We start from the raw sequence: 20,822 nt of genomic DNA, 5'->3' as shown, positions 1-20,822 counted from the left end.
TACAAAATCTGTCTCGACGGAATATCCTCGGAAACGTTAAACTGGAAGGCGGCGTACCATTAAAACTTCATCAATTTCTTTACTTTTGTATATAAAACCACCAGGAATTCGGCCGATCTCTATAAAGCCTTCCCTGAGATAAAAGCTTATTGCCACAGAGTTCTCAGCGCTTACAGTTAATTCCAGCTGCGTCACTCCGATATCCCGTGCATAATTTTCGACCGTACTGAAGAGGTCGCTCGCTACACCACGCCCGCGAAGACTTTTTCGGACATAAACCATGACAACTGTTGCTCGATGAGCCGATCTGGAGCCTTTTTCCCGCAGCAGACCGATAAGAGCGACAGGTTCTTCACTTAGAAACGCAATGAACACCGGATTGTTCAATCGTCGATGCCAGGCTTTGTCAGGCAAAGTGTCCCATTCGTCAAATGTGCTTGCAAAGAAAGCCGGCTCTGAGCGAAGTGCCTCCAGCCGAATACGCCGAAACGCATCTATATCGGCGGGTCCGGCTCGAAGGATGGTTATCTTTTGTTCTGCCAATGACCCGGCTCCCGATTTGCAGACGCTATCATTTCGCCGAAACCTTTAAGGCGTTCGAGGAAATCTTCGCCGGCACATTGTGACCAGAGCTCATCGTTCACAAATCCAGGAAACCCGCCGCTTGTTTCAGTTAAAGTCTGGGTTGCGAATGATTGGGACAACGACGCACATGTGGCAGGATCTTTAGCTATAAAAAGCCGCCACGGATCAGCGCAGATTGGAACGATTGTCCGATGCCCCCAAACGTTCATCATGTGATCTGATCGGATATCTTTTGCCAGTTCTTTGTTTATCAGAGCCGATGAACGATCCAGTGCCCTAAGCAAGGCGTGGCGCATGAGGGGATAGTATACAACTTGCCGACTGCCTCCCATTGCACGCAGTCCCGGAAGGATGGCAATAACAAGAAAAACGAGAAAGAGGCCCGGCACGATTTCTCCAGCTTCCAACGAATTTGCCAAAGAGCTGGAATTGAACTCCATTTTAAACGAGCCGGTGGCATCGCTTAATGTGTTGCCCTCCAATCTTAACGGCCTGAGCCGTCCTTCCGACATGAACCAGAAAAAATCCGTGTTGAATTTGAACCAACCGTCCCAAGGGCCGTCATTGAGTTCTCGCACAGATTGTAGAAGCATTGAAACCATATCAGGTGCATCGATAAAATAGCGTGACAGCCAGGAATTGCGGTCCCTTAGATGATCAATGATAAGCAAAACTACATCGGCGTCGTCGAGTTGCAGAGACTTAATTCTGTCACCAAAGCAATGTCGCCAGAGATCGTGGTTTGCGGATTTAATCGCCTCAGCTGCTGAGCTGAATTCCTGCACCGGAAGAACGGCTCGCAATAGATCGAGTGCGGGGTGACTAATCTGATCATCGGTTGGCTTCAACGCAAAATGGCAAGGAACGTGACGCCCACAAATGCTATAAGGTTCCATTCTTCGGCGGGACAATCCGAACACGTTTACATGCTGCCCATCAAGCCAAAGCCAGCCCGGACCTTTTTTGGATTTTTCAGTGAACTTCACGGTCGAGACAGAATAATTGATGTACCAGCCTTCAGAATGCGCGTTTAATCCCATCAGAGCGAACAGGTGCGTGTAAAAGGCATCCGGTTCAATAATAAGATGGCAATGTGGTCCGGTCTGTATTACTGGCCTACGCCGGATTAATCCGATCAATTGTTGAACATCAGTTTCATTGTGTCCGGATCTGATCGCCCTATCCCGGAGAAGCTTACACAGTTTGATAAACGCATCTCGCCTGACTTCAGCACCGCTCAGTTCGAACCCGTCATAAAGAGCAGACGCATAGGCTTGTACTGGACGCTCCCAGTACTGCTTCACCAGAGGAACCAGACAATCCAATGCGCAGCGGATCTCATGAGGGGCCGTCAACATTCGCCGCTCTCGTCTGAACCATGGTATCGGAACCTGATACTCGAAGCCACTATCAGTAAAACGGTAACGACGACGACGAACAAGCCATAATATGCAAAAAGACTGGAGGATGTCAGCCTGTCACTAACGAACCCAAGCAAGGTAAAGATGACTAAGCCGCCCCCTGTGGCTACGGTATTAATGGTGCCCTTGGTGCGTCCAATCAATGAAGCGTTGACGGTTTGCTGAACCTGAACGTCCAGACTTATTCGGCCCAAATTGTAAATTCCCCCAAGCGCAACCAGCGTGATCACTACGAATAGTGGAGCGGGAAACATCCAGAGCAAAATAAGGCCAGAGCCCAACATTAAAATACAACGGGTAAGATCAAGTGCTTTCGATGCCGCCCCCATCCCAATCGATAAGAACAGGCATACAAAAACCGCACCAAGGGCCCAAGCAGATTCCATTTGAGCAAAGAGAACAGCGTCCCCTTTGATTTCAGTCACGACATATGCCGCCAGCAATGTATTAATAAGGATACCGACCCCAAAGACGAGAGTGTAATAAAAAGTGGCAACAATGAGCTTACTTTCCCTTAGACCACTGATTGAGATGAATTGCTTCCACTGAAAATTGGGCTTCCTGTTTACGCTTCGAACGTTACTCGGGACGGGCATTGCCAAAACTATCGCTGCCGATGAGCAGAAAATGATGCCGAGTGTCGATACGGCCAGGCCGTAAGGCAAAAAGTGAAGAAGAAGGCCGGACAAAAGCGCTCCAAGAAATGTGCCCGATTGCATCATCAGATAGGAGGCAGAGTTTGCACCAATGGCGCTATCTTTGCATGTCAGAACCGGTATCAGCGCTTGCATGGCCGAAAGGTAACCGCGATCCGAAATCGAAAAAATCGCGACCAATACATATATGGCCGAAATGCCCAGGCCCGCCATTATCGAGAAACCGGTCATCGCCACTGTGAACGCGCGGGTGATATCCAAACAGATGGACAGATGCCGTCGGTCAGTCACATCTGCCAGAAAGCCGGATATTCCACTCGACAGAAATTGGGCCAGAGTGCTCACGAGAAGCAGGGCAGTCACGGAACGTACGCTATTTGTCCACATCAGAACAATCCATATGCTAGATACAAAATATGCGCTGCGTCCAATATTTGACACAAGCATTCCCGCCAGAAAAAATATCAATCCAGCTCGACCACTCCAGATGCCCCCGCGCCTTTCAGACAATGCCATCATCATCGTTTACAGATAGGCGAAATCCCGGAAGCTCCATCGAAAATCCGGGCAGGACATTAGGCAAGTCTTCATACACATACTCTTGCGGAATGCAGGGCTTGAACATGTGCTCTACAAGTTCACTGAGATTTTCTGCATTGTCGCTTGCGGCCAGAGTGTAGAAATTTCCGCTGTTCCATGTCATGCAGGCATGGTTGAAATGCTCCCCTATTTCAGCAGCCATGGTTTGAAGGGTGACCTCGTTAAGATTCATGCGTTTAAGAATCTGCCTGGTTTTCTGCTCGATCTGATCTGGCGAAAAATATCGGACCTTGTAACCACAGTCTTTTTGCAATTCCCGCCGCAGATATTCAGCAGGGTCTGCTTGTCGGAACTTCTCAACAAAAAGGAATATGCCGTCTTTTTTCAGATACTGTTTTACAAAGTCGATCTGTTCCGAGCGATTAGGAGAATACATCTGAAAAGTTGTATCCTCCATGATAACATCGAACTTTCCGCCTAAGGGTTGGAGAATAGGGTCTGTACTCAGAATTGACGGTGTCAGCCGATGAAACGGGCCCGGAAAAAACGCGGAAAAACAAGGTCTGCCGAAGCGGAAGAAACTTTCCTCGTTCTCTTTGTTAGGGCTACATGACAAAGTTAAAATTGATCCTGCCCCCAGATCTGCAAGTGCTCGTGCGAACGTTCCTTCTGCGGCTCCTAGAACATAATACCCAACGGGAGAGCGTCCCCTTCGATCGCTTTTGCCGTATTCCAGTAGCGCATCGCCTAACCTGATCTCTTCCTCGAGACGATAAGGAATGCTGCTGAAATAATGAGGATCGAAATGCCCCCATAAACCTCGTTGTTTTTTTGCGAACCGGACTAGTTTGGAGTCGTATTCAAGCAACCGCAAATCAGAGCGAGGAGGCCGTTGTGGCGCGCCGGAACGACCACTAGCAGTTGCCGAGAAAAACGAGAACATCTCGTTCAACCTGGGCGCATTCTCACATTCTTGTATGAACTTCGATGAAGCCTTCGACATAACAAGCTCCTCCTTATTACCACTGGGATCAAAACCACTCGTGCGGACTGACCACGCTGAAAACAATCATTTTCATCGCGATTTGCTGTTCGATTAAGAAGCGCATCTTGGCTAATCAGCATTAGCAACTGTTCAGCTCTAACGGATCAAGGGTGACTATCCAGACTGTCTGGAACAGATGCCTTTGACGTTTGGTCAAGTCCACAAGAGACGAAGTAGTTTGTGCATTCGGCTGATTCAGAAAGTGTAATAATCTTGCTGACAGCATCCGATAATGCATCAATCATTCATTCAGCTTTGCGCGTACCAATGTCTTGGGTTTAGTAAACGTCATTTCGACGGGATTAAAATTGGAACTATCTATTAAGAGATAAAACCGTTCGAGCCAGCCGTCTCAATCGTTTCCCAGGCGGCAATGGCCTTGTGAGCAGGCGTACTATCCATGATCACAATGATCCCAGCGCTCATTGTCTGAAGAAATACTACTCCGCGTAGCCGCTTCATCTTTGTATTCAGGACCGTTTCATCAATGTAGTCGAACAGGCTTTGGTTGATGGAAAGAGTATTCCGTCTTTCGCAAGTGAAATAAATCTCCAGAAAAGATCTCCCTTTACTCTGGGGATTGCCAAAGTGTTAATCCACCGATGTTAGAGCGATTGGAGTTCCCAAATGAGTGAGTACCATCAGTTGCGGGTCAGTCGGATTGCCCTACATTCGATGGAGATCACGATGTCCTCGGCTGAAACTGCTCGCCGACAGAATAAAAGTCGCAATTCGCGTTATGCAAGTAGTTTAATGCATGCAAAACGTTCTTAGATCGGACTTCTGATGCCCCCGAACGCCCTCGCCAGACAGGTCTTCGCGAGGTGCCGAACGCGCTTCTTCTCGAAGAGCTTACCGGCTTCTATCAATGGATTTCCACTATTCTCTACGGTGCAGAAATATTTCTCTTAGTGGCGGGATGGCAGCATGCTCATACCAGCAACAACGCGCCCGGGATAGCAACGCGTGAGATAGCAGACGAGCAAGTGGCATATTGTAGTTGAAACACTCGACTTGATGGCAGGAATTGCGGAACCAAAGCATGAGGACAAGCTAAATAGTAGGGAATTCTCCCCCTGGAGATCGTCAAATGGTCCAACCAGGATAGCGGCTTCGAGTTTCTACCACGCAGACGAACCGTCGAGCGCACCTGCGCAAGATCAGGCGATGTAGCAGACTGACAAACGACTTTCGAAAAAACTGTCTTCTTATCTGAAAAATAGAAATACACTGCAAACATCGGCCGCATTACGACAGGCTGATGTCTTTGCATTCATTATGATTCAGGGGCCAACATAGCGGCTTAAATATATATTACTCCTGACATTACTGTCACATTTATGCTTGCATCGAATCTTCTGTTCTTTATTCTGAAAAAATTTTGTGGATCTTAGTAATGCTGACTCAGTTATCCTGCCCCTCTTCTTGCAGTGAAATTAGATCCGGATCGTTCTCTGCGGAGAGTTTTGATGGAGCCGCATGAAATGCTTTCTAGATATCAAAACATAGCCATCAGCATCCAGATGGCCTCGTCTGTTCTCGAGGCGTTACAGGCAACCGCGTTCCATAATGCCTCACTTGCTCCAGCGACACTTCTGCCGTCGATTGCGGACCTCAGCCACGCTGGGACCTGGTCCGGAAGAGCCAATTCTTCATGCTTCAGTTCACTGGCGCCACCACGATAGCTGAAAGAGGTCCCAGACTGTTCGTCAAACATCCGAGCGCGATGACGATATGCGGCCGCCGAAACGACGCTACGCCCCGCGCTTCTGCTGATTACCTGCGCTCTGATGAACATGATCGCCACGACCGATCTCCTCGTCTTCCAGGAAACGTCGCGCGAGCGACGTATATTGCGCCCTCAAATCATTCGGACCCAAGGGCCGATGCCGCTTTTCCCAAAGATGATCCATGACGAAATAGCCGCAGTGACGTTCAGGAGGCCGATGCAGGCTAGCTTATTTGACTGTCGTTTTCTAGTCAGTTAAGCTTCCAACTACTTTGCCCTACAGAAGGAAGCCGACTGATGGCCGCCAAAGTTTCGATAGCCGATATCGACACACAAATCGAAAAGCTGCGTGAACGTCGAAAACTCTTGATAGTCAAATCGGCTGACCGCTTTGCGCGTGCTGCAACAAAGGCAGGATTAGCAGAAATGGAACTGAGCGATGAGGACATCGATCGCATCTTCGAAGAGATCGCCGCGCGATTTCGTAAAGTGCCAACAAAGAGGACCAATGGGGAAACAGCTTGGCCGCATAAACAGACAAATGGCGAGATTGGAGCGGCGGCGGAGGCTCCTCATGGCAACTGATCGCAAAAAAGTGGCCCGAGAGAAATTCCTGCTCGGTAGTATCGTCATTCGTGCGGGTTTATCAAATGTTGATCGGGCATTCCTGCTGGGCGGACTTCTGGAACTGGCGAGATTGTCACCCGCAACAACAGAATATCAACGCTTGCATGATTTGGGCGAGATCGCTTTCCGATCCCCTGTGTCTGAGCACGGAGATGTTACAGATGCAGATGCAGTTTCAGATGCAGCCCAATGACGGCACGAGGAAAACGCTGTTTGAGTGTATTACTCATTCTCGTTCCAATCGTCCTCTCCTGCTTTTTCTTTTATGTTGCAAACTGGCGTTGGTCTGAACTGGCCAATGGCATGTCAGGCAGAGTGCAATACTGGTTCCTGCGCGCGTCCCCCATGCCAGCGCTTGTGTTTGGATCACTCACCGGCCTCTTGATCGTCTGGGTGCTCCCGCTGCACCGACGCAGACCCATTGCCCTGGCAAACGTCCTTTGCTTTTTGCTCGTGGCTGGCTTTTACGCACTGCGCGAGTTCACTCGTCTCTCCCCCTTTGTGAAGAGTGGAGCGGTGAGATGGGAAGAAGCACTATCCTTCCTCGATATGATTGCAGTCATAAGTGCGGCAATGGGCTTTCTCGCAGTCGCGGTATCAGCCCGCATCGCAAACGTGGTACCCGAACCGGTCAAACGCGCAAGGCGTGCAGTCTTTGGGAATGCAGGCTGGCTAACCCTGTCGGCGGCAGCACGGCTTTTTCCCCAAGATGGCGAAATCGTCGTCGGTGAACGCTATCGCGTCGACAAGCAACTCGTCCATGGACTGCCGTTTGATCCCAACGACCGCTCCACATGGGGAGATGGCGGAAAAGCCCCTCTCCTCACCTACAAGCAGGACTTCGATTCAACGCATATGCTTTTTTTCGCAGGGTCAGGTGGGTACAAAACGACCAGCAATGTCGTGCCGACAGCGCTGCGCTACACCGGACCGGTCATCTGCCTTGACCCCTCAACCGAAGTGGCACCTATCGTCATCAAACATCGCGAGAAAATGCTCCGGCGCCAGGTCATCGTGCTCGATCCGATCAATCCGATCATGGGCTTCAATGTCCTTGACGCAATTGAGACATCAAAGAACAAAGAGGAAGACATTGTTGGCATCGCCCATATGCTGTTGTCGGAAAGCACGCGCTTTGAAAGTTCAACCGCCTCCTACTTCCAGAACCAGGCACATAATCTTCTAACTGGGCTTCTGGCCCATGTGATGTTGTCACCAGAATTTTCTGGCCAGCGTAATCTGCGCAGCCTGCGTCAGATCGTTTCTCAACCTGAACCATCGGTGCTTGCCATGCTCCGAGAGGTTCAAGAGCATTCAGGATCGGCCTTCATTCGCGAAACGCTTGGCGTGTTCGTTAATATGACAGAGCAGACATTCTCAGGCGTCTATTCCACCGCATCCAAGGACACCCAGTGGCTCTCGCTCGACAATTACGCAGCCCTCGTCTGTGGCGACAGCTTCAAATCCAGGGAAATCGCTGAAGGCAAAAAAGATGTCTTCCTCAATATTTCTGCATCCATCCTTCGGTCTTATCCGGGAATTGGACGCGTGATCATCGGTTCACTGATGAATGCAATGATCGAAGCGGATGGGACATTCCAGCGTCGCGCTTTGTTCATGCTCGATGAAGTGGACTTGCTTGGCTATATGCGCGTTCTGGAAGAAGCACGCGATCGCGGTCGCAAATACGGAATCAGCATGATGCTGATGTACCAGTCAGTCGGCCAGCTGGAACGCCACTTCGGCAAGGACGGAGCCGTGTCATGGATCGACGGCTGTGCATTCGTGTCTTATGCCGCGATCAAGGCGCTCGACACCGCGCGCAACGTCTCCGCACAATGCGGGGACATGACGGTCGAAGTAAAGGCAAGCTCGCGTCGTCTTGGCTGGGAAACAAATAATGGCGCGTCGCGAAAATCTGAAAACATCAGTTTCCAGCGTCGCCCCTTAATCATGCCACACGAAATAACCCAATCAATGCGCAAAGACGAGCAGATCATCATTGTACAAGGACACAGTCCGATCCGGTGTGGTCGTGCGATCTATTTCCGCCGAAAGGAAATGGACGAGGCCGCAGAAGTCAACCGGTTCGTCAATGCGGGGAAACATAAAAGTCACTGAATATTGTGAGCGCAGCGGAGGGCGACAACTGAGGGCTGTAGGATTCAGCACCGGGCAGCGCGAACCAATCAGCGAACTTCAAATACCAGTCAAGTTGCCAACAAAGCCTTCTGCAATCAGAACGAACACCCAAAATAGCATTCCATATCGGCTCAAACGAACAGCCAAAGATGCACCAATCCGAACTCGACGAGAACGTCATGTCACTGTTTCTTGAGCGTTACGGGCGAAACGAATGCAGGGATGAAAGACAAGGTCCCTGAGGCTCTCCTTAATTCTTGTTACAGGCAGTGAGGAGCGGGTTGCAGGTTCGACACCTGCTCTCGCTCCACTGTCAGCGCAGATACAGCCGGACCTTACATAGAAAAGCCGGCCCCGAAATTCGGGGCCGGCTCCATTCGTGGTTCAGTTCTGGTTATTCCAGAGGATGACTTTCCTATCCGGATCACCGCCCGGGGCTTGCGCGAGGTTGCCGAAGAGCACGCCAACTTCCGGGGCTTCCAGCTTTATGGAGACGTACTCTTCACCGGTCTGACGGGCGATACGGTTCCATCCGGCGCCAATTTCGAAACCGGTTAGGCGATGAATAACCAGGAAATCGGGGGCTTCTTCACTGACCTTGGTAGCGTTCGGGACGATGGCGATCGGGGCATTGACCCGGATGGTGGCGAAGACGCCCTCGAAAGTACCGTCAGTCTTCTGCGTCAGAGTTGCGATTGTGGTGGCCATGGTTCTGTTTCCTTCGGTTGCTCGGGACCATTCCCGATGGCGCACGAAGAGACGATGGGGCTGCTGCGGTCAGCTCGCCCGCTTTTTTTGCAAAATTCTATTTGCCATATTTAAGTGATGGCGCACTTTTGCCGCTTGCGGGTGAAAGTGCCTGCCCTCGCATGGAAAAAACTAAATCGAATTTTGCAAAAAATGTGGGCGAGTCTTACCCCGTCAGGGGTTGGCCGCAAAAGCTGACCCTCGTCTATACGAGCGACATAAAACGGGAATGGTGTGGAGTAACCGATGAAGCGGCTAATCATCTCTGGCCACCCAATCCGCAACCTCGCGCTTGCCGGGCCACGACTGGGCGCTTTGCCCACATCCGGCCAGCATTTCACCGTCCATTCGTTGCAGACAGCGTCAGGCGTATAGCCCTCCTCGATACCCATTGTGCATCGTCGGCTCGCAAATGAAGTGCAGTCGTGACGTCATCACTTGCCAACGTGAATGTAGCGCTTAGTAAAGCCGTTCATGTCGCAGGCAGATCGCGATCTTTGCACAATCCGTTCTCCCGGAACTGCGTCCCGATAATAGATCTCAGTCGCTCTGAATGTTCCATCGATGCGTTTGCATTGCACGACGATATCGATGGCAATCCGCAGCGAGGAAAGCACGTCTGAACGTTCAAGGTCACGTCCTGCTTCCGATTCCTTCACCAGTGTTGCCAGCTGCTCGAATGCCAATTCTGCCGATCCGGCGTGAACGGTGGTTATCGAACCAGGATGCCCGGAATTGACGTTTCGAATGTAGTAAAAGGCGGTTCCGTCACGAAGCTCCTGCAAAAGGATGCGATCTGGTCGCATGCGCAGGCACGATTCCAGAAGTTCGCGCGGCCCCGCGCCTGAAAGCCCCTGCCCCCCCTTGGAATAGTAAAGCCGCACATGATTGGGCTGTGGGATAACCAGTTCCGGCGTGTCCTCAATGGAGATGACCCGTTCATTTTGGGGAATATGTTTGATGAGAGCTTTGGAAAGCGTGGTTTTGGCAGAGCCCGTCGCCCCTGAGATGACGATATTCTTTCGTGCAATGACTGCCTCTCGCAGGAACTGCATGTAGGCGCCGTCATGATATAGCTCAACCAGTTTCATACTCTGTGTGGATGATGTGACGCCTGTGCGCCTCGCTTCACAAAAGAATCCCTTTTCCTCAAGGTCTGTTAGCGCCAGATCCACCGATGATGGTTTGCGGATTGTGATACTGACGGTGTTATTGGTGGTAGCCGGCGGTATGACGATCTGAATGCGCTCGTCGTCTGGCAGTGTTGCCGAAAGAATGGGGCGCTTTTCATCAATGGACTGGTTGGAAAAGGTTGCAACGGCCCGTGCAAGGCGCATCAGCTTTTCGAATGTCAGGTCCGGGGCATCATGGACCTGCCACCCATTTGGTCCTTCGGTAAGTATCTCCCCGGGCCGATTGATAATCACCTCATAGAGCGATTTGTCTGCAAGGAAGATCGCAAGTGGCGATAACAGTTCGCGAACGACGGCTGCATCGGTTCCATCCGTCATCAAGCACTCCTACTTCGTCACGATCGTCGAATCTGGGATAAAGTCACCCTGCACCGCCCTGTCGAAGATGCGGTTCCTCGGTTCGGTTACACGCAGACGGTAGACGCTAGAGAAGTCGAGATCACGAGCCACGAAGATCGAGACGAGTTCTCCCTGGTGTTTGTTCAAGGTCGGGGGAATGTTAATCGACTGCTCCACGGCAATTGCCGCCGCCTGCTGGCCAGCACTCGCGGTCTTTTGCGCATCAACATCACTGTCCTGCAAACGGCTGTTGGCATAGCTCGTTGCATCGCCGACGATGGACAAAAGCAGCGCACTTCCAAACCTCTCCCACCAATGCGTATCGACATGGCCGTCAACGCCGGCACGACCGAGCAGATCCGTTGCGGGAGAGGCGAGCGTGACAATCACGCCTTTGGGTGTTTTTGCCCTGTTCCATAGCACGAACAGCCTCTTTTGGCCGCGCTGAAGGCCGCCACGATATTCCCCAACAACCTGCGTCCCCTTTTCCATCAGAACAACCCGGCCATTATCGGAAAGAACATCGCGATTGATCACACAGCTCGTAAAACCTGGCTGATCAGAGGCCAGCGCCGTTTCCAGCACGCAAGGAATGGAAGTACCCATCGCGACAATGAAATCACGATTGCCAAGCGTACCGGCACGCGAGCCTTCAAGCTTCGTCGGCCGCAGGAGACCATCGAAGCGTTGCCGATCACTATTTGCCTGGTTCTGACCTGACATGTCGCTGGTAAGTGGTACAAAGTTGCTATCTATCAATTCAGATTGATTACTGGCTGCCTGTCGTGACGGCGCACTATTCTGTCCCCGGCTATAGGCAATGACTGGTGCCCGCCGCGCGGAATCAAGCAATTCGTCCTTTTCTGGTGTAACAGGCTGAAGCGCAGGTGTGGGCAGCGCCACCTTTGTCTCAGGAACCGACACAACCGGATCCGCCTTTTCCTTTACCGGCTCAAAATCATTGGTCTGGCGAATGACAACGCGCTCAGGCGGGTTCCGGTCGTCCTTGTCCTTTTTTCCCGAGGTTGACCAGATGGCAAAGCCCAGAAACGCCACGACAGCGAGCGCGACCGCGCCGCGTTTGAGAACCGGATTATTGTCAATGCGCCGACCGACAGTCGTCTCGGCGCGCTCACCGGGAATATGGGTTTCTTCTTCCTGTGTCATGACTATATCCCTCCCCTAATGCACCGCAGGATCAGTTTTCACGACGCGTTCGACCGAGGGCGACGTCGTACTGGTATCGGGATTGATGCCGACGCGGTTATAAGCTTCGTTGAAAACGCAAATGACATCCTTGCCCCGGCGTAAAATAAACTTGCGGCTGATCGCGTGGACCATGACCAGATTGCCATCGACAGATTTCGGCACCAGGCTTTCCGAACCATCGGAATTTTCCATATAGATTGCGGGCATTTCCTGATTGCCGACAAAGACAAAGGTCGTGATCTTGCCATTGTCATAGACGCTCTGCGGTTCAAGCGCCTGAGCGCCTTGCGCCGAATAGTGCCAGTTCCGCGGACCATAAGCCTCATGAAGCGCCAGAACATCTCCGGCGGCCTTCGCCTGCGCTTCGCGGGCGCGAGATTGAGCCTGTAGGCGTCGGGCCTCTGCTTCATCGCCGGGATATCGGAACTTCACATAGAAGTAAGTGTTTTGACCAGCTTCGACAGGTCCGTCGCGCACGGTGAGTTCCATCTGATAGCTGCGTGTCGAACCATCACGCCTTGTCGTCACAACGGAAATATTCGTAAGCGGCTGCTTTTCACGCGGCTTTAAAAATAGGATATTGCCAGCAGGAGCGACTTCCCAGGCCACGCTGTTTCCGAGTGCTACATGCGCAATCTCCTCGTCGGCCGCAAATTCCACCTGCACGGAAGAACGCAGCGAGCCGACAATCTTTGTGATGTTATAGGGCTGGTAATTGACGAAGCGGACGCGACTATCTTGTGGGCCCCCGCGTGGAATATCGAGCGCATGCGCGCTGGAAATGGCTCCGGCAGTGAGAGCTGTGAAAATGAGGATTTTTCGTATCAATCGATTGCCTCCGGATCGGAGCGATATTCGCTGACCACAAAACCAAGCGGATTGACCAGCCGGTCTGTCGAAGTCATCGGCGCGTTGGCGTAGGAAAAAGTGAGCGTCGCAACCCAATGGGTCATGCGAACGTCATCGCCGCGGGTCACGGTGCGCATATAACGGACAGACACGACGTTCTGGTTGATCAGCGATATAGAGGCAATGCTGATCTTCGCTGTCGCCGCGCGACCATAGGTGACCTGCGGCGATTCAGGATTGCTGCCGCGATAATGGCTCGCAAAACGATTCTGCTCGGCCTGCATCGATAAAAGTGCGATTGTCCTGAAATTCTCTTGCGCCTCGCTCCAGACATATCCCTCGCGGGCACGAACATATTTTGCAGCAAAATATTTGGTCACCGCTTCATCATAGGTGCCAGCCGTCGATGTCAGTGCGGAAACCACATCGACAATACCGGTTGAATTATCGACCCGGACAACAAAGGGTTCTACGGTCTTGAGCGGTGTCAGTCCGGCAATCGCAAAGACCGAAACGGCAGCAACAAGGCTTGCGGCTATCGCGATCGACCAGGCAATACGGTTCGATCGCTCAATCTGGATCAACCGGTCCTGGTCGAAACGGCGCGCTTTTTCAAAATAGCTCTTGAGATTATCTGCAGGGACCATGACTTCACTCCGCGCAAGGACCATAGGAGCCGTCAATGTCGAGGTGGTCGAAGGCAGCTGCTCCCTTCGATTGCTCCATATAAGGCATGACCGGAACCGACGACCCCGCGTTCGATTGCTGCGATTTCAGGTTCCGGTTGCCTTCCCATTGCCAGATCGAACTATTGAGCGGACGGCGGGAATAGCCGTCACACTTCGGCAAGGGATAACTCAGCGACGCACAGCCACTCAAAATGAGCACAATCGCAAGCAGCAGGGAAAGCCTGATCATTGGAAAGACCTTTTCTGATTTTATGAGAGCGTTTTCGAGCCAAAAATGTGGAACGGCCTTGCGTCATGCCCCCGTTTCTCTGGAGCCGACCGTTCGTCCGACCAGACGAGCGGTGCGCATAAAAAGACGCCCTGTGCTCCTGGTGCCACGCGCAAGCATGCCTTCATGCGCATCACGCGCCGTGCTGTGGCCGTAGGCAAGCGACGCTCCTCCGGAAGCAAGTGCCGATGCAATGCCAGGGAGCTGATAAAAGACGTAAAGTGCAGCAATTCCGATAGCGCAAAGTGCAATCGGGCGCATGAGGACATCGGAATAGCCATCAATTGTCGTGAAGGTTGAATCAATACACGAGATCAGTAGCGAACCCACCGCGACAACAAGGACCTGCAGGATAACGAAATTGGCAAGTTGCCCGATCCAGGCCTCGGTAAAACGTCGGGTCGATTGGAACATGGCAAGTGCGATGAAGATCGGACCAATCGCCAGCACGATAGCAAGCGCAAGGCGCGCATATAGTGAAACCACATAGCCGATGCCGGCGACAAGGAAACTCACCGCAATCACCATCATCCCGGCAACGCCGGTGACGATATCGATCGGCCAGGCGGCGCGCGACCAGATATCTGTTGCTGATGCCTGGCCCTTGTCGAGAAGGCTGTCAAAGGTGCTGGCGCTTGGTGATGCGCCAGAATTCAGTGCCTGCGCGATTTCATGCGGCAGTACATTGAAAAAGATGTTCGTGACATAGGTCTGGTATTCGCCTGCATTTCTGACCAGCATGACGATGATCGCGAGCTTGATGGCCCGGAAGACAAATTCGACGATCGGATCACTAACCGAACCACGCAGCACCAGATAGCCATAAAGCACGATATAGAGGGTTACCGCAGCAGTGAGTGGGCCCGTCACCCATTCGGCTATGTTTGATGTACCATCGGAAACGAACGTCTCCAATGGACGCTGGAACTGATTGTCGATGAAGTCGAATACCTGATACATGGCATCAGTTCCCGAGCGCTTCGCGCATGTTCTGGAGCCGCAGCCTGCCATCCGCAGCTTCCGCATTCACACAATTGCTTGTGGCGTGCAAATCGCCTGGATTGTTACGGCACTCGGTGAGAATGCGGCTCAGCAAACTTTCATCTTGGATGAGCTCTTCGACGGTATGGGTCGAGCCAATATTGTCGGAACAACCAACGAGAAGGCCAAGAACTGTCATGGTAACAAGCGCCCTCATTTCAGCGCCGCCTTCATACTGTCCATGCGCTGGCGCCAGTCTTCCGCCTTGCGCTGTTCATCGACCTCAGTTTGCGCGCGCTGCACCATTTGCAGCCCCTCCATCCGCAGGACATCCGTCTGGAGAAAAGCCTGTTCCGCCTGAAGCCGGGCTTGCAAGTCAGCGATACCTTTGGCGTCACCTGTCGATGAGATTTTCTCACGCAATTCGTCAATGCCGTCGATACGTTTCGTTGCAGTATCATAGATCTGCTGACCGAGGCTCATCTGACCAGCATTCTTGTTCTGGATACGCGATAGCTCTTTCGCATAAAAATCATCAGCGCCCGTTTGATAGCTCGAATTGCTTTCGAGAAATTTTGATGCGGATCGCCCGATGCTGCCTGATCCGTTGCCTTTGAATAGACCTTCAATGGAAACGAAATCTGAAGGCAGTGCCTTTCGTATCTCCGGATCGTTCAGGACATTGGCGACATCCGCCATATCAGTCAGCTTGTTGAGCGAGCTATAAAGTTGCTGTGCCTGATCAATCTGCTGATGAAGCGCATCGAGTTGGGATTTCAGCTGGGTGATGCTCTCTATCTGTTTTAGAATAGAGGTCTGGTCGACAACAGGAATGCCCTGTGCACCAGCTGCCTTGAGTGAAAAGATTATCGCAGTAGCAACTGCTGCTCCACACGGTCTGTTTACCGCCATCAGCTTGCACTCCGTCGTTGCTGGAATACCGGAAGCCAATCTTCGGGTCTGTCCCCAACCTCCGTGCGGATGCTATCTGCAAGTTCGACACTGGCGGTGCGTCCGGAAAGAATGGCGAGCTCGTCGTCAAAGCCATGGAGGTTTAGCTCCGCCACGACGCTTTTGTGTCCCTGTTTCAGGACAAAACGTCGGCTTTCGACGGAAAGTTCGCGCGCGATCAGTTCATATTCACGCTCTGTCAGTTTAAAGCCGCCGACGTAATCCGCATGGCTGCCCCGCGAATTTGGCAAAAAGATTTGCGTGGGGCATTGTTCGATGATGGTGTGGGCGATCGGCGAACTGATTGCGTCGCGCGGGCTTTGCGTTGCAAACAGCATCAGGCCATTTTGCTTGCGGATCGTCTTCAGCTTGTTTTGCGCCAGATCCCGAAAATCCTCATCCTGCAACGCTTTCCAGAATTCATCGATGACGATGATGATGCGCCGTCCATCGATCAACTGCTCGACGCGGTGGAACAGATAGGCCATCAAGGGTGTGCGGATTTCCTCATTATCCAGAAAATCGGTCATGTCGTAACCGACCATGTTTCCGCCAACACCGAATGCCCCCAATCCGATATTCTCGCTTGGATTGTCGAAGACCCAGCCAAGCGGGCCTCCCCGCTCCCATCGGCGCAACCGGGCAGCAATCCCTTCGGGGTTCGTATTGTCAAGAAAAGTCCGAAGCGCACCAATCGTGCGTTGTTCGACGGACAAATCGGCAAGTCCATCAATTGCAGCGGCGATATCGCGCAATTCGGTGACAGATAATTCCCGTGTCCCCGATCCGACGAGCTTCCCAACCCAGTTCGCCAGGAAGACCTTGTTTTCCGGTGTCAGATCGAGCGCCTTCAGCGGCGCACAGCCGGTCGGCTTGCCATTCCTAAGCGAATGATAGACGCCGCCTGCGGCGCGCACGTAAAGCTCCGCGCCACGGTCCTTATCAAAAAATACGACATGCGGATCATGTTTTTCGAGTTGCGACAGCATGAAATTCAAAAGCACCGTCTTGCCGGCACCAGACGGGCCGCAAATGAACGTGTTGCCAAGATCACTGTCATGGAAATTGAAATAGTAAGGAGAGCCGGATGCGGTTTTCAAAAGGGCCACTGCAGCGCCCCATTCATTGCCGTCTTTCTGACCGACCGGATAAGAATGGAACGGCGAGAGCGCTGCAAAATTGCGCGACGTAATAGCGCCGGACCGAGCTCGATATCTGAAATTTCCTGGAAGCTGCGCCCACCAGGCAGCTTCCAGCCCGAGATCCTCACGCGCTACGACAGCACCACCATTGGTCAGACTGGCGCGCGCTTTGGCAAGATGATCAGTCAGATCTTTCACTGTTGGAGCGAAGACTGCAAGGGACAGATGATGTTCACCAAGAACGAACCGGTTCGATTCCAGATCGTCCATCGCGTCATCGAGTTCTTCGATCTGCGAAGCTGCCTTATCTCCGCTGCTCAGCATTTGGTTTTGCTTGCGGCCCATGATGGTCCGGGCATCAGCCTTGGATACAAAGGAAAAGGACTGTGACAGGATCAGTTCAAAAGGGCTGGTCAGAATACCATCCAGCATGCCGGGTCTAGTCGTTGCGGGATATTCCTTGAAACTTAGCATTCCTGCAAAACGGCTCTCAGCCTCATGCCGAATTTCTATTGTCTCGCGACCGACGATGATACGATCGGAATAGATCGCAGATGCAATACGCCCCTCGGTGAGCGGAACCGGTTCCGATCGTCCGCCGACGAGCTGGTGTAAAACTTCGCTCGGCTCAGAAAATAGAAGACCATCCTGTTCGTAGAGCGAGAGGACCCGCGGCTCGAACCGCTTCAGGCCCGCCGTAATGTCGATGACCTTGTCGCGGAGCTGCTTTATTGCCTCCTCATCGAGTTCTATACCTGCCCGTCGTGTACGCCGGAGACGTGACAGCAGCTTTGCCGCCTTTTCTGCAGGATCGCGGGGTGGCGACCATATGATTGCAAGATAGAGATCATTGCGAAACAGATCCTCGCGTATCATGCGCTCGCGATATTTTTCGTTGAGTTGGGCTGAAAACGGCGCTTTAAAGGTTCCGTCGGGATAGCTGTTGTCGCGTCGGCGGATCAGATGCGTCCAGAGCGCAAGCCGCTCATCAGCAATGTTCCTGTGAAGCGTATTAAGATCACGATGAAGGGCATTGATTTCCAGGACATCTGCGGTCTCGAACGAAACGCCGTCGAGTGCAATGATCACCATCAGCGCTCGTGACTCCAGCGCAATCGTATTCTCGTCAACGTGGCGGAGATAGGGGATGAACGTCTTCGGGCCAAGCTCCCGGGATTTCAACGTTGCAACGCTAGGCAAAACCAAGATCCCTTTCATCAAACCGACGCGACAGCTTCATCGGAGAGATCGAGCTGCCGCCCCAATAGGACGTGTTTCGGGATCGCCCGCGTGTCTCTACCCATGCAAGCACGATGCGAAACATGTTGTGGTCATGCTTAACGAGCGCGCGGAAGATGAAGTGAAACACGATGCCGACAAGCGCATAGGCGACTGAACCTGCTGCGAGGTAGAAGATCGTCGTCGCAATGACATTGATCCCCATCGCTTCCATCGTGACGCCTGCAAACATTGCAGGCCGGGTACAGGCAATAAACAACGTGTCCTCTGCAAGCGGAGATCCTGCCGTCACCATCCGGTCAGCTCCCGACGATTGTGTTGACGAGTTCGGAGGAGCCGGCAATCACGCCGATACCGACGATCCAGTAACCGGCGCGCCGCAGGTCCATATATCCAAACATCCAGGCGATCGCGATTATGATCACTGCTATCGTCGCTATCAGCCTGAAAATATTGCCCGTCAGCATATCGACAACATTTTGAAGGATCGATTCAATGCCGGCAGCCTGGGCGAAGGCCGGTTCGGCAAGTGTTGCAACGATGGTGCTTGCCATCAAGGTGGAAGCCGCAATCGACCGGGTTCGGGAACCGATAGTCATTTCATTTTGCTCCATGCTTGTTTGAAAAAACGAGGATCGAAGACCGTCGCCAGCTGCTGAATACATCCCAAAAAGGTGGCGCCTCGTCGGAGGCGTCCTCCTCCTTGGAATTCTCAGCCACAACATTCGCGACGATGTTCGGCGTGACCGCGGCTTGCATCTGGTCACGACCATCCTGAGAGACCCCAATGGTCAGTTTCGCTATCGTTGGCTTCAATCGTTGGATTTCGCGCCGGACCTGGCTGTCATATTTGACCAGTGCACCGATGGAAGGATCGCCACGACCGTAAAACGACTGCAGCATGACCTTCCCAGCCATCGACTTGTCGTCACCGATCCTGATGGCAAACTGATAATAGCCCTCAAGCAGGGTCGCAGTGGCCTGGAGATTGGCGCATGGATCGAACGCGTCAGAAACGGAAAGCTTCAGTTTCTTCAGATCATCGATACTGATCCCGCCAAGACCAAGCTGGATATCCTGATGTTCGGCGGCCAGTGTTGTGGCTATTTGTATCGCCTCGGCTTTCGATGCCGGTTGCTCCTTTAACGGAGGACCACTGTTTATGCGAATATTGAATGGTGCAAAGCCGCTTTCCAGGCTGACAACGCCAGCCAGTGTTTCAGAAGCCATCATCGGTGCGCAGCTCTGGGCGAGATCGACAAAAGATACCGGCATCATCAAAACCACACCCGCTGCTTGCCAACGCCTTCAATCGTCACATCGATATAGTTCGGTTGTTCGCGCACAAGCGGGCGCGTCGTTACGTAGCCCGTACACTGCAGCTGTCCGTTTTTTGATTGCCATTGTGCAGACGTGATTTGTTCATTGCTGTTCCTTGGCCAATCGCGATCACGCCTGCACAGGCTTTTGTTCACGATCTGCCTGAAAGTGGAAACACAAGATGCGTCCCGTCCCCGATCCGCATAAGCCACCGTGAGCCTATAGCCATCATGGCAATAAAGTGGGTCATAATGCGGGCGCGAACTTTGAAACCCGACGCCGCTACAGGTGGGAAACGACTTGCCTCTGGCCAGCCAACGCCATAGTTTTTGCACCGGCGGGCGACATTCTCCATATTGCATCGGCCCTCCGGGATTGGATAAGCACAGGATAACCTGGCAGCCCCAGTCGTCAGCATGAGCGCTTTGACCAAAACTGAGATATGATGACACAAACCCAAAACTTGCCACTGCACTGCGAAAGAGAAAGCTGTTCATGCTTCCCATCCTCCGATTTGTTGTTGGGCACATTATTGGAATGTTTGTGTGCCTCAACGTCATACTATGCAAATAATAGATAGTTAAAAGAATGGCAAGCAATTTAAGTGAACGGTTGCAAAATCAGGCGCTCGCGCATTTTGGCCTGCGGGAAATCCTGGAAAAACCACTCGAAGACGAGACGCCGCAATCACGCATCAAGCAGATTGGGTTGCTCAACGTGCTCTACATGATGCATCAGGCTCATGAGCCCCTAACCCTCGCATCCGTGATAAAAATCACCGGGATGACGCGCGGCGGAGTGATTGAGACCATGGATCTGCTTGTTCAGCGCGGCATTCTCACGGAAACGTTGGGGAAAAATTCAATGGGGCGCGGAACAGCACGGCAATTTGAATTCGCGCGGCACGTTTTTGATCAGATCCGCTCCACAGCCGAATAGCGTTTAGAGCGTCGGGCGCTAATCATGCAACACATTGAGCTGCTTTGAAGAAGTTTCGGCACTCTTGTGGCGAAAACAGATCGCAGACGGAACCGAGGGCTCTCCACAGCTCGTCATAGGTGCGTGCTTTAGCTTTTCGCAACAAGGCTTTGATTTTGGAAAAGGCCTGTTCTATTGGATTGAGTTCCGGCGAGTATCTGGGCAGGAATAA

Annotated in this window: 24 protein-coding genes and 1 pseudogene; 5 read left to right on the top strand and 20 right to left on the bottom strand. The window is 52.4% G+C overall.

The window, feature by feature from the left end:
- Positions 1-36: 36 nt before the first annotated feature.
- The 5 genes and pseudogenes from OIV19_RS22045 to OIV19_RS22025 form a co-directional block, all read right to left on the bottom strand.
- Positions 37-543 (bottom strand): GNAT family N-acetyltransferase, encoded by a 507-nt coding sequence (locus tag OIV19_RS22045; protein WP_264233920.1) that lies wholly within the window; start codon positions 541-543, stop codon positions 37-39.
- The gene (locus OIV19_RS22040) at positions 525-1,943 is read right to left on the bottom strand and encodes a hypothetical protein (protein ID WP_264233918.1); all 1,419 of its coding nucleotides are present in this window, start codon (positions 1,941-1,943) and stop codon (positions 525-527) included. The genes OIV19_RS22045 and OIV19_RS22040 overlap by 19 nt, the downstream gene beginning before the upstream one ends.
- Positions 1,937-3,184: an MFS transporter gene (locus OIV19_RS22035; RefSeq protein WP_264233917.1), complete on the bottom strand. Its 1,248-nt coding sequence runs from the start codon at positions 3,182-3,184 to the stop codon at positions 1,937-1,939. The genes OIV19_RS22040 and OIV19_RS22035 overlap by 7 nt, the downstream gene beginning before the upstream one ends.
- On the bottom strand, positions 3,165-4,205 hold the full coding sequence (locus OIV19_RS22030; protein ID WP_264233916.1) for a class I SAM-dependent methyltransferase: 1,041 nt from the start codon (positions 4,203-4,205) through the stop codon (positions 3,165-3,167). Before OIV19_RS22030 ends, OIV19_RS22035 begins: the two co-directional genes overlap by 20 nt.
- A gap of 1,573 nt (positions 4,206-5,778) precedes the next feature.
- Positions 5,779-6,054 (bottom strand): annotated as a pseudogene (locus tag OIV19_RS22025) (MobA/MobL family protein); the annotation flags it as partial.
- Positions 6,055-6,273: 219 nt separating this feature from the next.
- Here OIV19_RS22025 and OIV19_RS22020 point away from each other — a divergent pair.
- The 3 genes from OIV19_RS22020 to traG are packed head-to-tail and all read left to right on the top strand — an operon-like array spanning position 6,274 to position 8,724.
- Positions 6,274-6,561 (top strand): TraC family protein, encoded by a 288-nt coding sequence (locus OIV19_RS22020; protein WP_264233914.1) that lies wholly within the window; start codon positions 6,274-6,276, stop codon positions 6,559-6,561.
- The gene (locus OIV19_RS22015) at positions 6,551-6,796 is read left to right on the top strand and encodes a conjugal transfer protein TraD (RefSeq protein ID WP_264233911.1); all 246 of its coding nucleotides are present in this window, start codon (positions 6,551-6,553) and stop codon (positions 6,794-6,796) included. Before OIV19_RS22020 ends, OIV19_RS22015 begins: the two co-directional genes overlap by 11 nt.
- Positions 6,793-8,724, top strand: coding sequence for a Ti-type conjugative transfer system protein TraG (traG, locus tag OIV19_RS22010; protein WP_264233909.1), 1,932 nt, complete (start codon positions 6,793-6,795; stop codon positions 8,722-8,724). The genes OIV19_RS22015 and traG overlap by 4 nt, the downstream gene beginning before the upstream one ends.
- 405 nt (positions 8,725-9,129) lie before the next feature.
- Here traG and OIV19_RS22005 read toward each other — a convergent pair whose 3' ends face one another.
- Complete coding sequence (locus OIV19_RS22005) at positions 9,130-9,453, bottom strand: DUF736 family protein (RefSeq protein WP_264233908.1); 324 nt, start codon at positions 9,451-9,453, stop codon at positions 9,130-9,132.
- Between the two features lie 285 nt (positions 9,454-9,738).
- Between OIV19_RS22005 and OIV19_RS22000 the strand changes: the two genes are divergently transcribed.
- Positions 9,739-9,867 (top strand): hypothetical protein, encoded by a 129-nt coding sequence (locus tag OIV19_RS22000; protein ID WP_264233906.1) that lies wholly within the window; start codon positions 9,739-9,741, stop codon positions 9,865-9,867.
- Positions 9,868-9,926: 59 nt separating this feature from the next.
- On the opposite strand, the gene virB11 is transcribed toward OIV19_RS22000, so the two are convergent.
- From virB11 to OIV19_RS21935, 13 genes are all read right to left on the bottom strand, one after another.
- Positions 9,927-11,003: a P-type DNA transfer ATPase VirB11 gene (gene virB11, locus OIV19_RS21995; RefSeq protein ID WP_264233904.1), complete on the bottom strand. Its 1,077-nt coding sequence runs from the start codon at positions 11,001-11,003 to the stop codon at positions 9,927-9,929.
- Positions 11,004-11,012: 9 nt separating this feature from the next.
- Positions 11,013-12,191, bottom strand: coding sequence for a type IV secretion system protein VirB10 (virB10, locus tag OIV19_RS21990; protein ID WP_264233901.1), 1,179 nt, complete (start codon positions 12,189-12,191; stop codon positions 11,013-11,015).
- A gap of 15 nt (positions 12,192-12,206) precedes the next feature.
- A complete protein-coding gene (virB9, locus tag OIV19_RS21985; RefSeq protein WP_264233900.1) occupies positions 12,207-13,061 on the bottom strand; it encodes a P-type conjugative transfer protein VirB9 in 855 nt (284 codons plus the stop codon).
- Positions 13,058-13,729, bottom strand: a complete 672-nt coding sequence (locus tag OIV19_RS21980; RefSeq protein WP_264233898.1) for a VirB8 family type IV secretion system protein — start codon at positions 13,727-13,729, stop codon at positions 13,058-13,060. Before OIV19_RS21980 ends, virB9 begins: the two co-directional genes overlap by 4 nt.
- A 4-nt stretch (positions 13,730-13,733) precedes the next feature.
- The gene (locus tag OIV19_RS21975; RefSeq protein WP_264233896.1) at positions 13,734-14,000 is read right to left on the bottom strand and encodes a hypothetical protein; all 267 of its coding nucleotides are present in this window, start codon (positions 13,998-14,000) and stop codon (positions 13,734-13,736) included.
- A gap of 63 nt (positions 14,001-14,063) precedes the next feature.
- On the bottom strand, positions 14,064-14,999 hold the full coding sequence (locus tag OIV19_RS21970) for a TrbL/VirB6 family protein (protein WP_264233894.1): 936 nt from the start codon (positions 14,997-14,999) through the stop codon (positions 14,064-14,066).
- A gap of 4 nt (positions 15,000-15,003) precedes the next feature.
- Positions 15,004-15,237: an EexN family lipoprotein gene (locus tag OIV19_RS21965; RefSeq protein WP_498831072.1), complete on the bottom strand. Its 234-nt coding sequence runs from the start codon at positions 15,235-15,237 to the stop codon at positions 15,004-15,006.
- On the bottom strand, positions 15,234-15,932 hold the full coding sequence (gene virB5 / locus OIV19_RS21960) for a P-type DNA transfer protein VirB5 (protein WP_264233892.1): 699 nt from the start codon (positions 15,930-15,932) through the stop codon (positions 15,234-15,236). The genes OIV19_RS21965 and virB5 overlap by 4 nt, the downstream gene beginning before the upstream one ends.
- Positions 15,932-18,313 carry a VirB4 family type IV secretion/conjugal transfer ATPase gene (locus OIV19_RS21955; protein ID WP_498831071.1) on the bottom strand — a complete coding sequence of 794 codons (2,382 nt, stop codon included), beginning with the start codon at positions 18,311-18,313 and terminating at the stop codon, positions 15,932-15,934. Before OIV19_RS21955 ends, virB5 begins: the two co-directional genes overlap by 1 nt.
- Entirely contained in the window at positions 18,306-18,647 is a 342-nt protein-coding gene (locus OIV19_RS21950; protein ID WP_264233889.1) for a VirB3 family type IV secretion system protein, read from the bottom strand. Before OIV19_RS21950 ends, OIV19_RS21955 begins: the two co-directional genes overlap by 8 nt.
- A 4-nt stretch (positions 18,648-18,651) precedes the next feature.
- Entirely contained in the window at positions 18,652-18,951 is a 300-nt protein-coding gene (locus OIV19_RS21945; protein WP_264233888.1) for a TrbC/VirB2 family protein, read from the bottom strand.
- 1 nt (position 18,952) lies between these two features.
- Complete coding sequence (locus OIV19_RS21940) at positions 18,953-19,630, bottom strand: lysozyme family protein (RefSeq protein ID WP_498831070.1); 678 nt, start codon at positions 19,628-19,630, stop codon at positions 18,953-18,955.
- Positions 19,630-20,169 carry a hypothetical protein gene (locus tag OIV19_RS21935; RefSeq protein ID WP_264233886.1) on the bottom strand — a complete coding sequence of 180 codons (540 nt, stop codon included), beginning with the start codon at positions 20,167-20,169 and terminating at the stop codon, positions 19,630-19,632. Before OIV19_RS21935 ends, OIV19_RS21940 begins: the two co-directional genes overlap by 1 nt.
- Before the next feature lie 91 nt (positions 20,170-20,260).
- Here OIV19_RS21935 and OIV19_RS21930 point away from each other — a divergent pair, with 91 nt between their 5' ends.
- Complete coding sequence (locus OIV19_RS21930) at positions 20,261-20,611, top strand: transcriptional regulator (RefSeq protein ID WP_264233884.1); 351 nt, start codon at positions 20,261-20,263, stop codon at positions 20,609-20,611.
- 22 nt (positions 20,612-20,633) lie between these two features.
- Here OIV19_RS21930 and OIV19_RS21925 read toward each other — a convergent pair.
- A partial coding sequence (locus OIV19_RS21925; protein ID WP_264233882.1) for a transposase occupies positions 20,634-20,822 on the bottom strand: 189 nt, incomplete at its 5' end.

Origin of the sequence: Brucella sp. HL-2, from assembly GCF_025846885.2 — a bacterium.
GTDB lineage: Bacteria > Pseudomonadota > Alphaproteobacteria > Rhizobiales > Rhizobiaceae > Brucella > Brucella quorumnocens.
Note: the sequence above shows the minus strand (reverse complement) of the source record. Positions and strands in the feature narration are given on the sequence as shown.

What these genes read in the sequence shown, in the direction of transcription:
- OIV19_RS21940 (WP_498831070.1), bottom strand. Translation starts at nt 19,630, where the DNA reads ATGATGCCGGTATCTTTTGTCGATCTCGCCCAGAGCTGCGCACCGATG.
- OIV19_RS21945 (WP_264233888.1), bottom strand. Translation starts at nt 18,951, where the DNA reads ATGACTATCGGTTCCCGAACCCGGTCGATTGCGGCTTCCACCTTGATG.
- OIV19_RS21975 (WP_264233896.1), bottom strand. Translation starts at nt 14,000, where the DNA reads ATGATCAGGCTTTCCCTGCTGCTTGCGATTGTGCTCATTTTGAGTGGC.
- OIV19_RS21930 (WP_264233884.1), top strand. Translation starts at nt 20,261, where the DNA reads ATGGCAAGCAATTTAAGTGAACGGTTGCAAAATCAGGCGCTCGCGCAT.
- OIV19_RS21950 (WP_264233889.1), bottom strand. Translation starts at nt 18,647, where the DNA reads ATGGTGACGGCAGGATCTCCGCTTGCAGAGGACACGTTGTTTATTGCC.
- OIV19_RS22000 (WP_264233906.1), top strand. Translation starts at nt 9,739, where the DNA reads ATGAAGCGGCTAATCATCTCTGGCCACCCAATCCGCAACCTCGCGCTT.
- OIV19_RS21965 (WP_498831072.1), bottom strand. Translation starts at nt 15,237, where the DNA reads ATGAGGGCGCTTGTTACCATGACAGTTCTTGGCCTTCTCGTTGGTTGT.
- OIV19_RS21970 (WP_264233894.1), bottom strand. Translation starts at nt 14,999, where the DNA reads ATGTATCAGGTATTCGACTTCATCGACAATCAGTTCCAGCGTCCATTG.
- traG (WP_264233909.1), top strand. Translation starts at nt 6,793, where the DNA reads ATGACGGCACGAGGAAAACGCTGTTTGAGTGTATTACTCATTCTCGTT.
- virB5 (WP_264233892.1), bottom strand. Translation starts at nt 15,932, where the DNA reads ATGGCGGTAAACAGACCGTGTGGAGCAGCAGTTGCTACTGCGATAATC.
- OIV19_RS22005 (WP_264233908.1), bottom strand. Translation starts at nt 9,453, where the DNA reads ATGGCCACCACAATCGCAACTCTGACGCAGAAGACTGACGGTACTTTC.
- OIV19_RS22020 (WP_264233914.1), top strand. Translation starts at nt 6,274, where the DNA reads ATGGCCGCCAAAGTTTCGATAGCCGATATCGACACACAAATCGAAAAG.
- OIV19_RS21980 (WP_264233898.1), bottom strand. Translation starts at nt 13,729, where the DNA reads ATGGTCCCTGCAGATAATCTCAAGAGCTATTTTGAAAAAGCGCGCCGT.
- virB10 (WP_264233901.1), bottom strand. Translation starts at nt 12,191, where the DNA reads ATGACACAGGAAGAAGAAACCCATATTCCCGGTGAGCGCGCCGAGACG.
- OIV19_RS21935 (WP_264233886.1), bottom strand. Translation starts at nt 20,169, where the DNA reads ATGAACAGCTTTCTCTTTCGCAGTGCAGTGGCAAGTTTTGGGTTTGTG.
- OIV19_RS22030 (WP_264233916.1), bottom strand. Translation starts at nt 4,205, where the DNA reads ATGTCGAAGGCTTCATCGAAGTTCATACAAGAATGTGAGAATGCGCCC.
- OIV19_RS22015 (WP_264233911.1), top strand. Translation starts at nt 6,551, where the DNA reads ATGGCAACTGATCGCAAAAAAGTGGCCCGAGAGAAATTCCTGCTCGGT.
- OIV19_RS22040 (WP_264233918.1), bottom strand. Translation starts at nt 1,943, where the DNA reads ATGTTGACGGCCCCTCATGAGATCCGCTGCGCATTGGATTGTCTGGTT.
- OIV19_RS22035 (WP_264233917.1), bottom strand. Translation starts at nt 3,184, where the DNA reads ATGATGATGGCATTGTCTGAAAGGCGCGGGGGCATCTGGAGTGGTCGA.
- virB11 (WP_264233904.1), bottom strand. Translation starts at nt 11,003, where the DNA reads ATGACGGATGGAACCGATGCAGCCGTCGTTCGCGAACTGTTATCGCCA.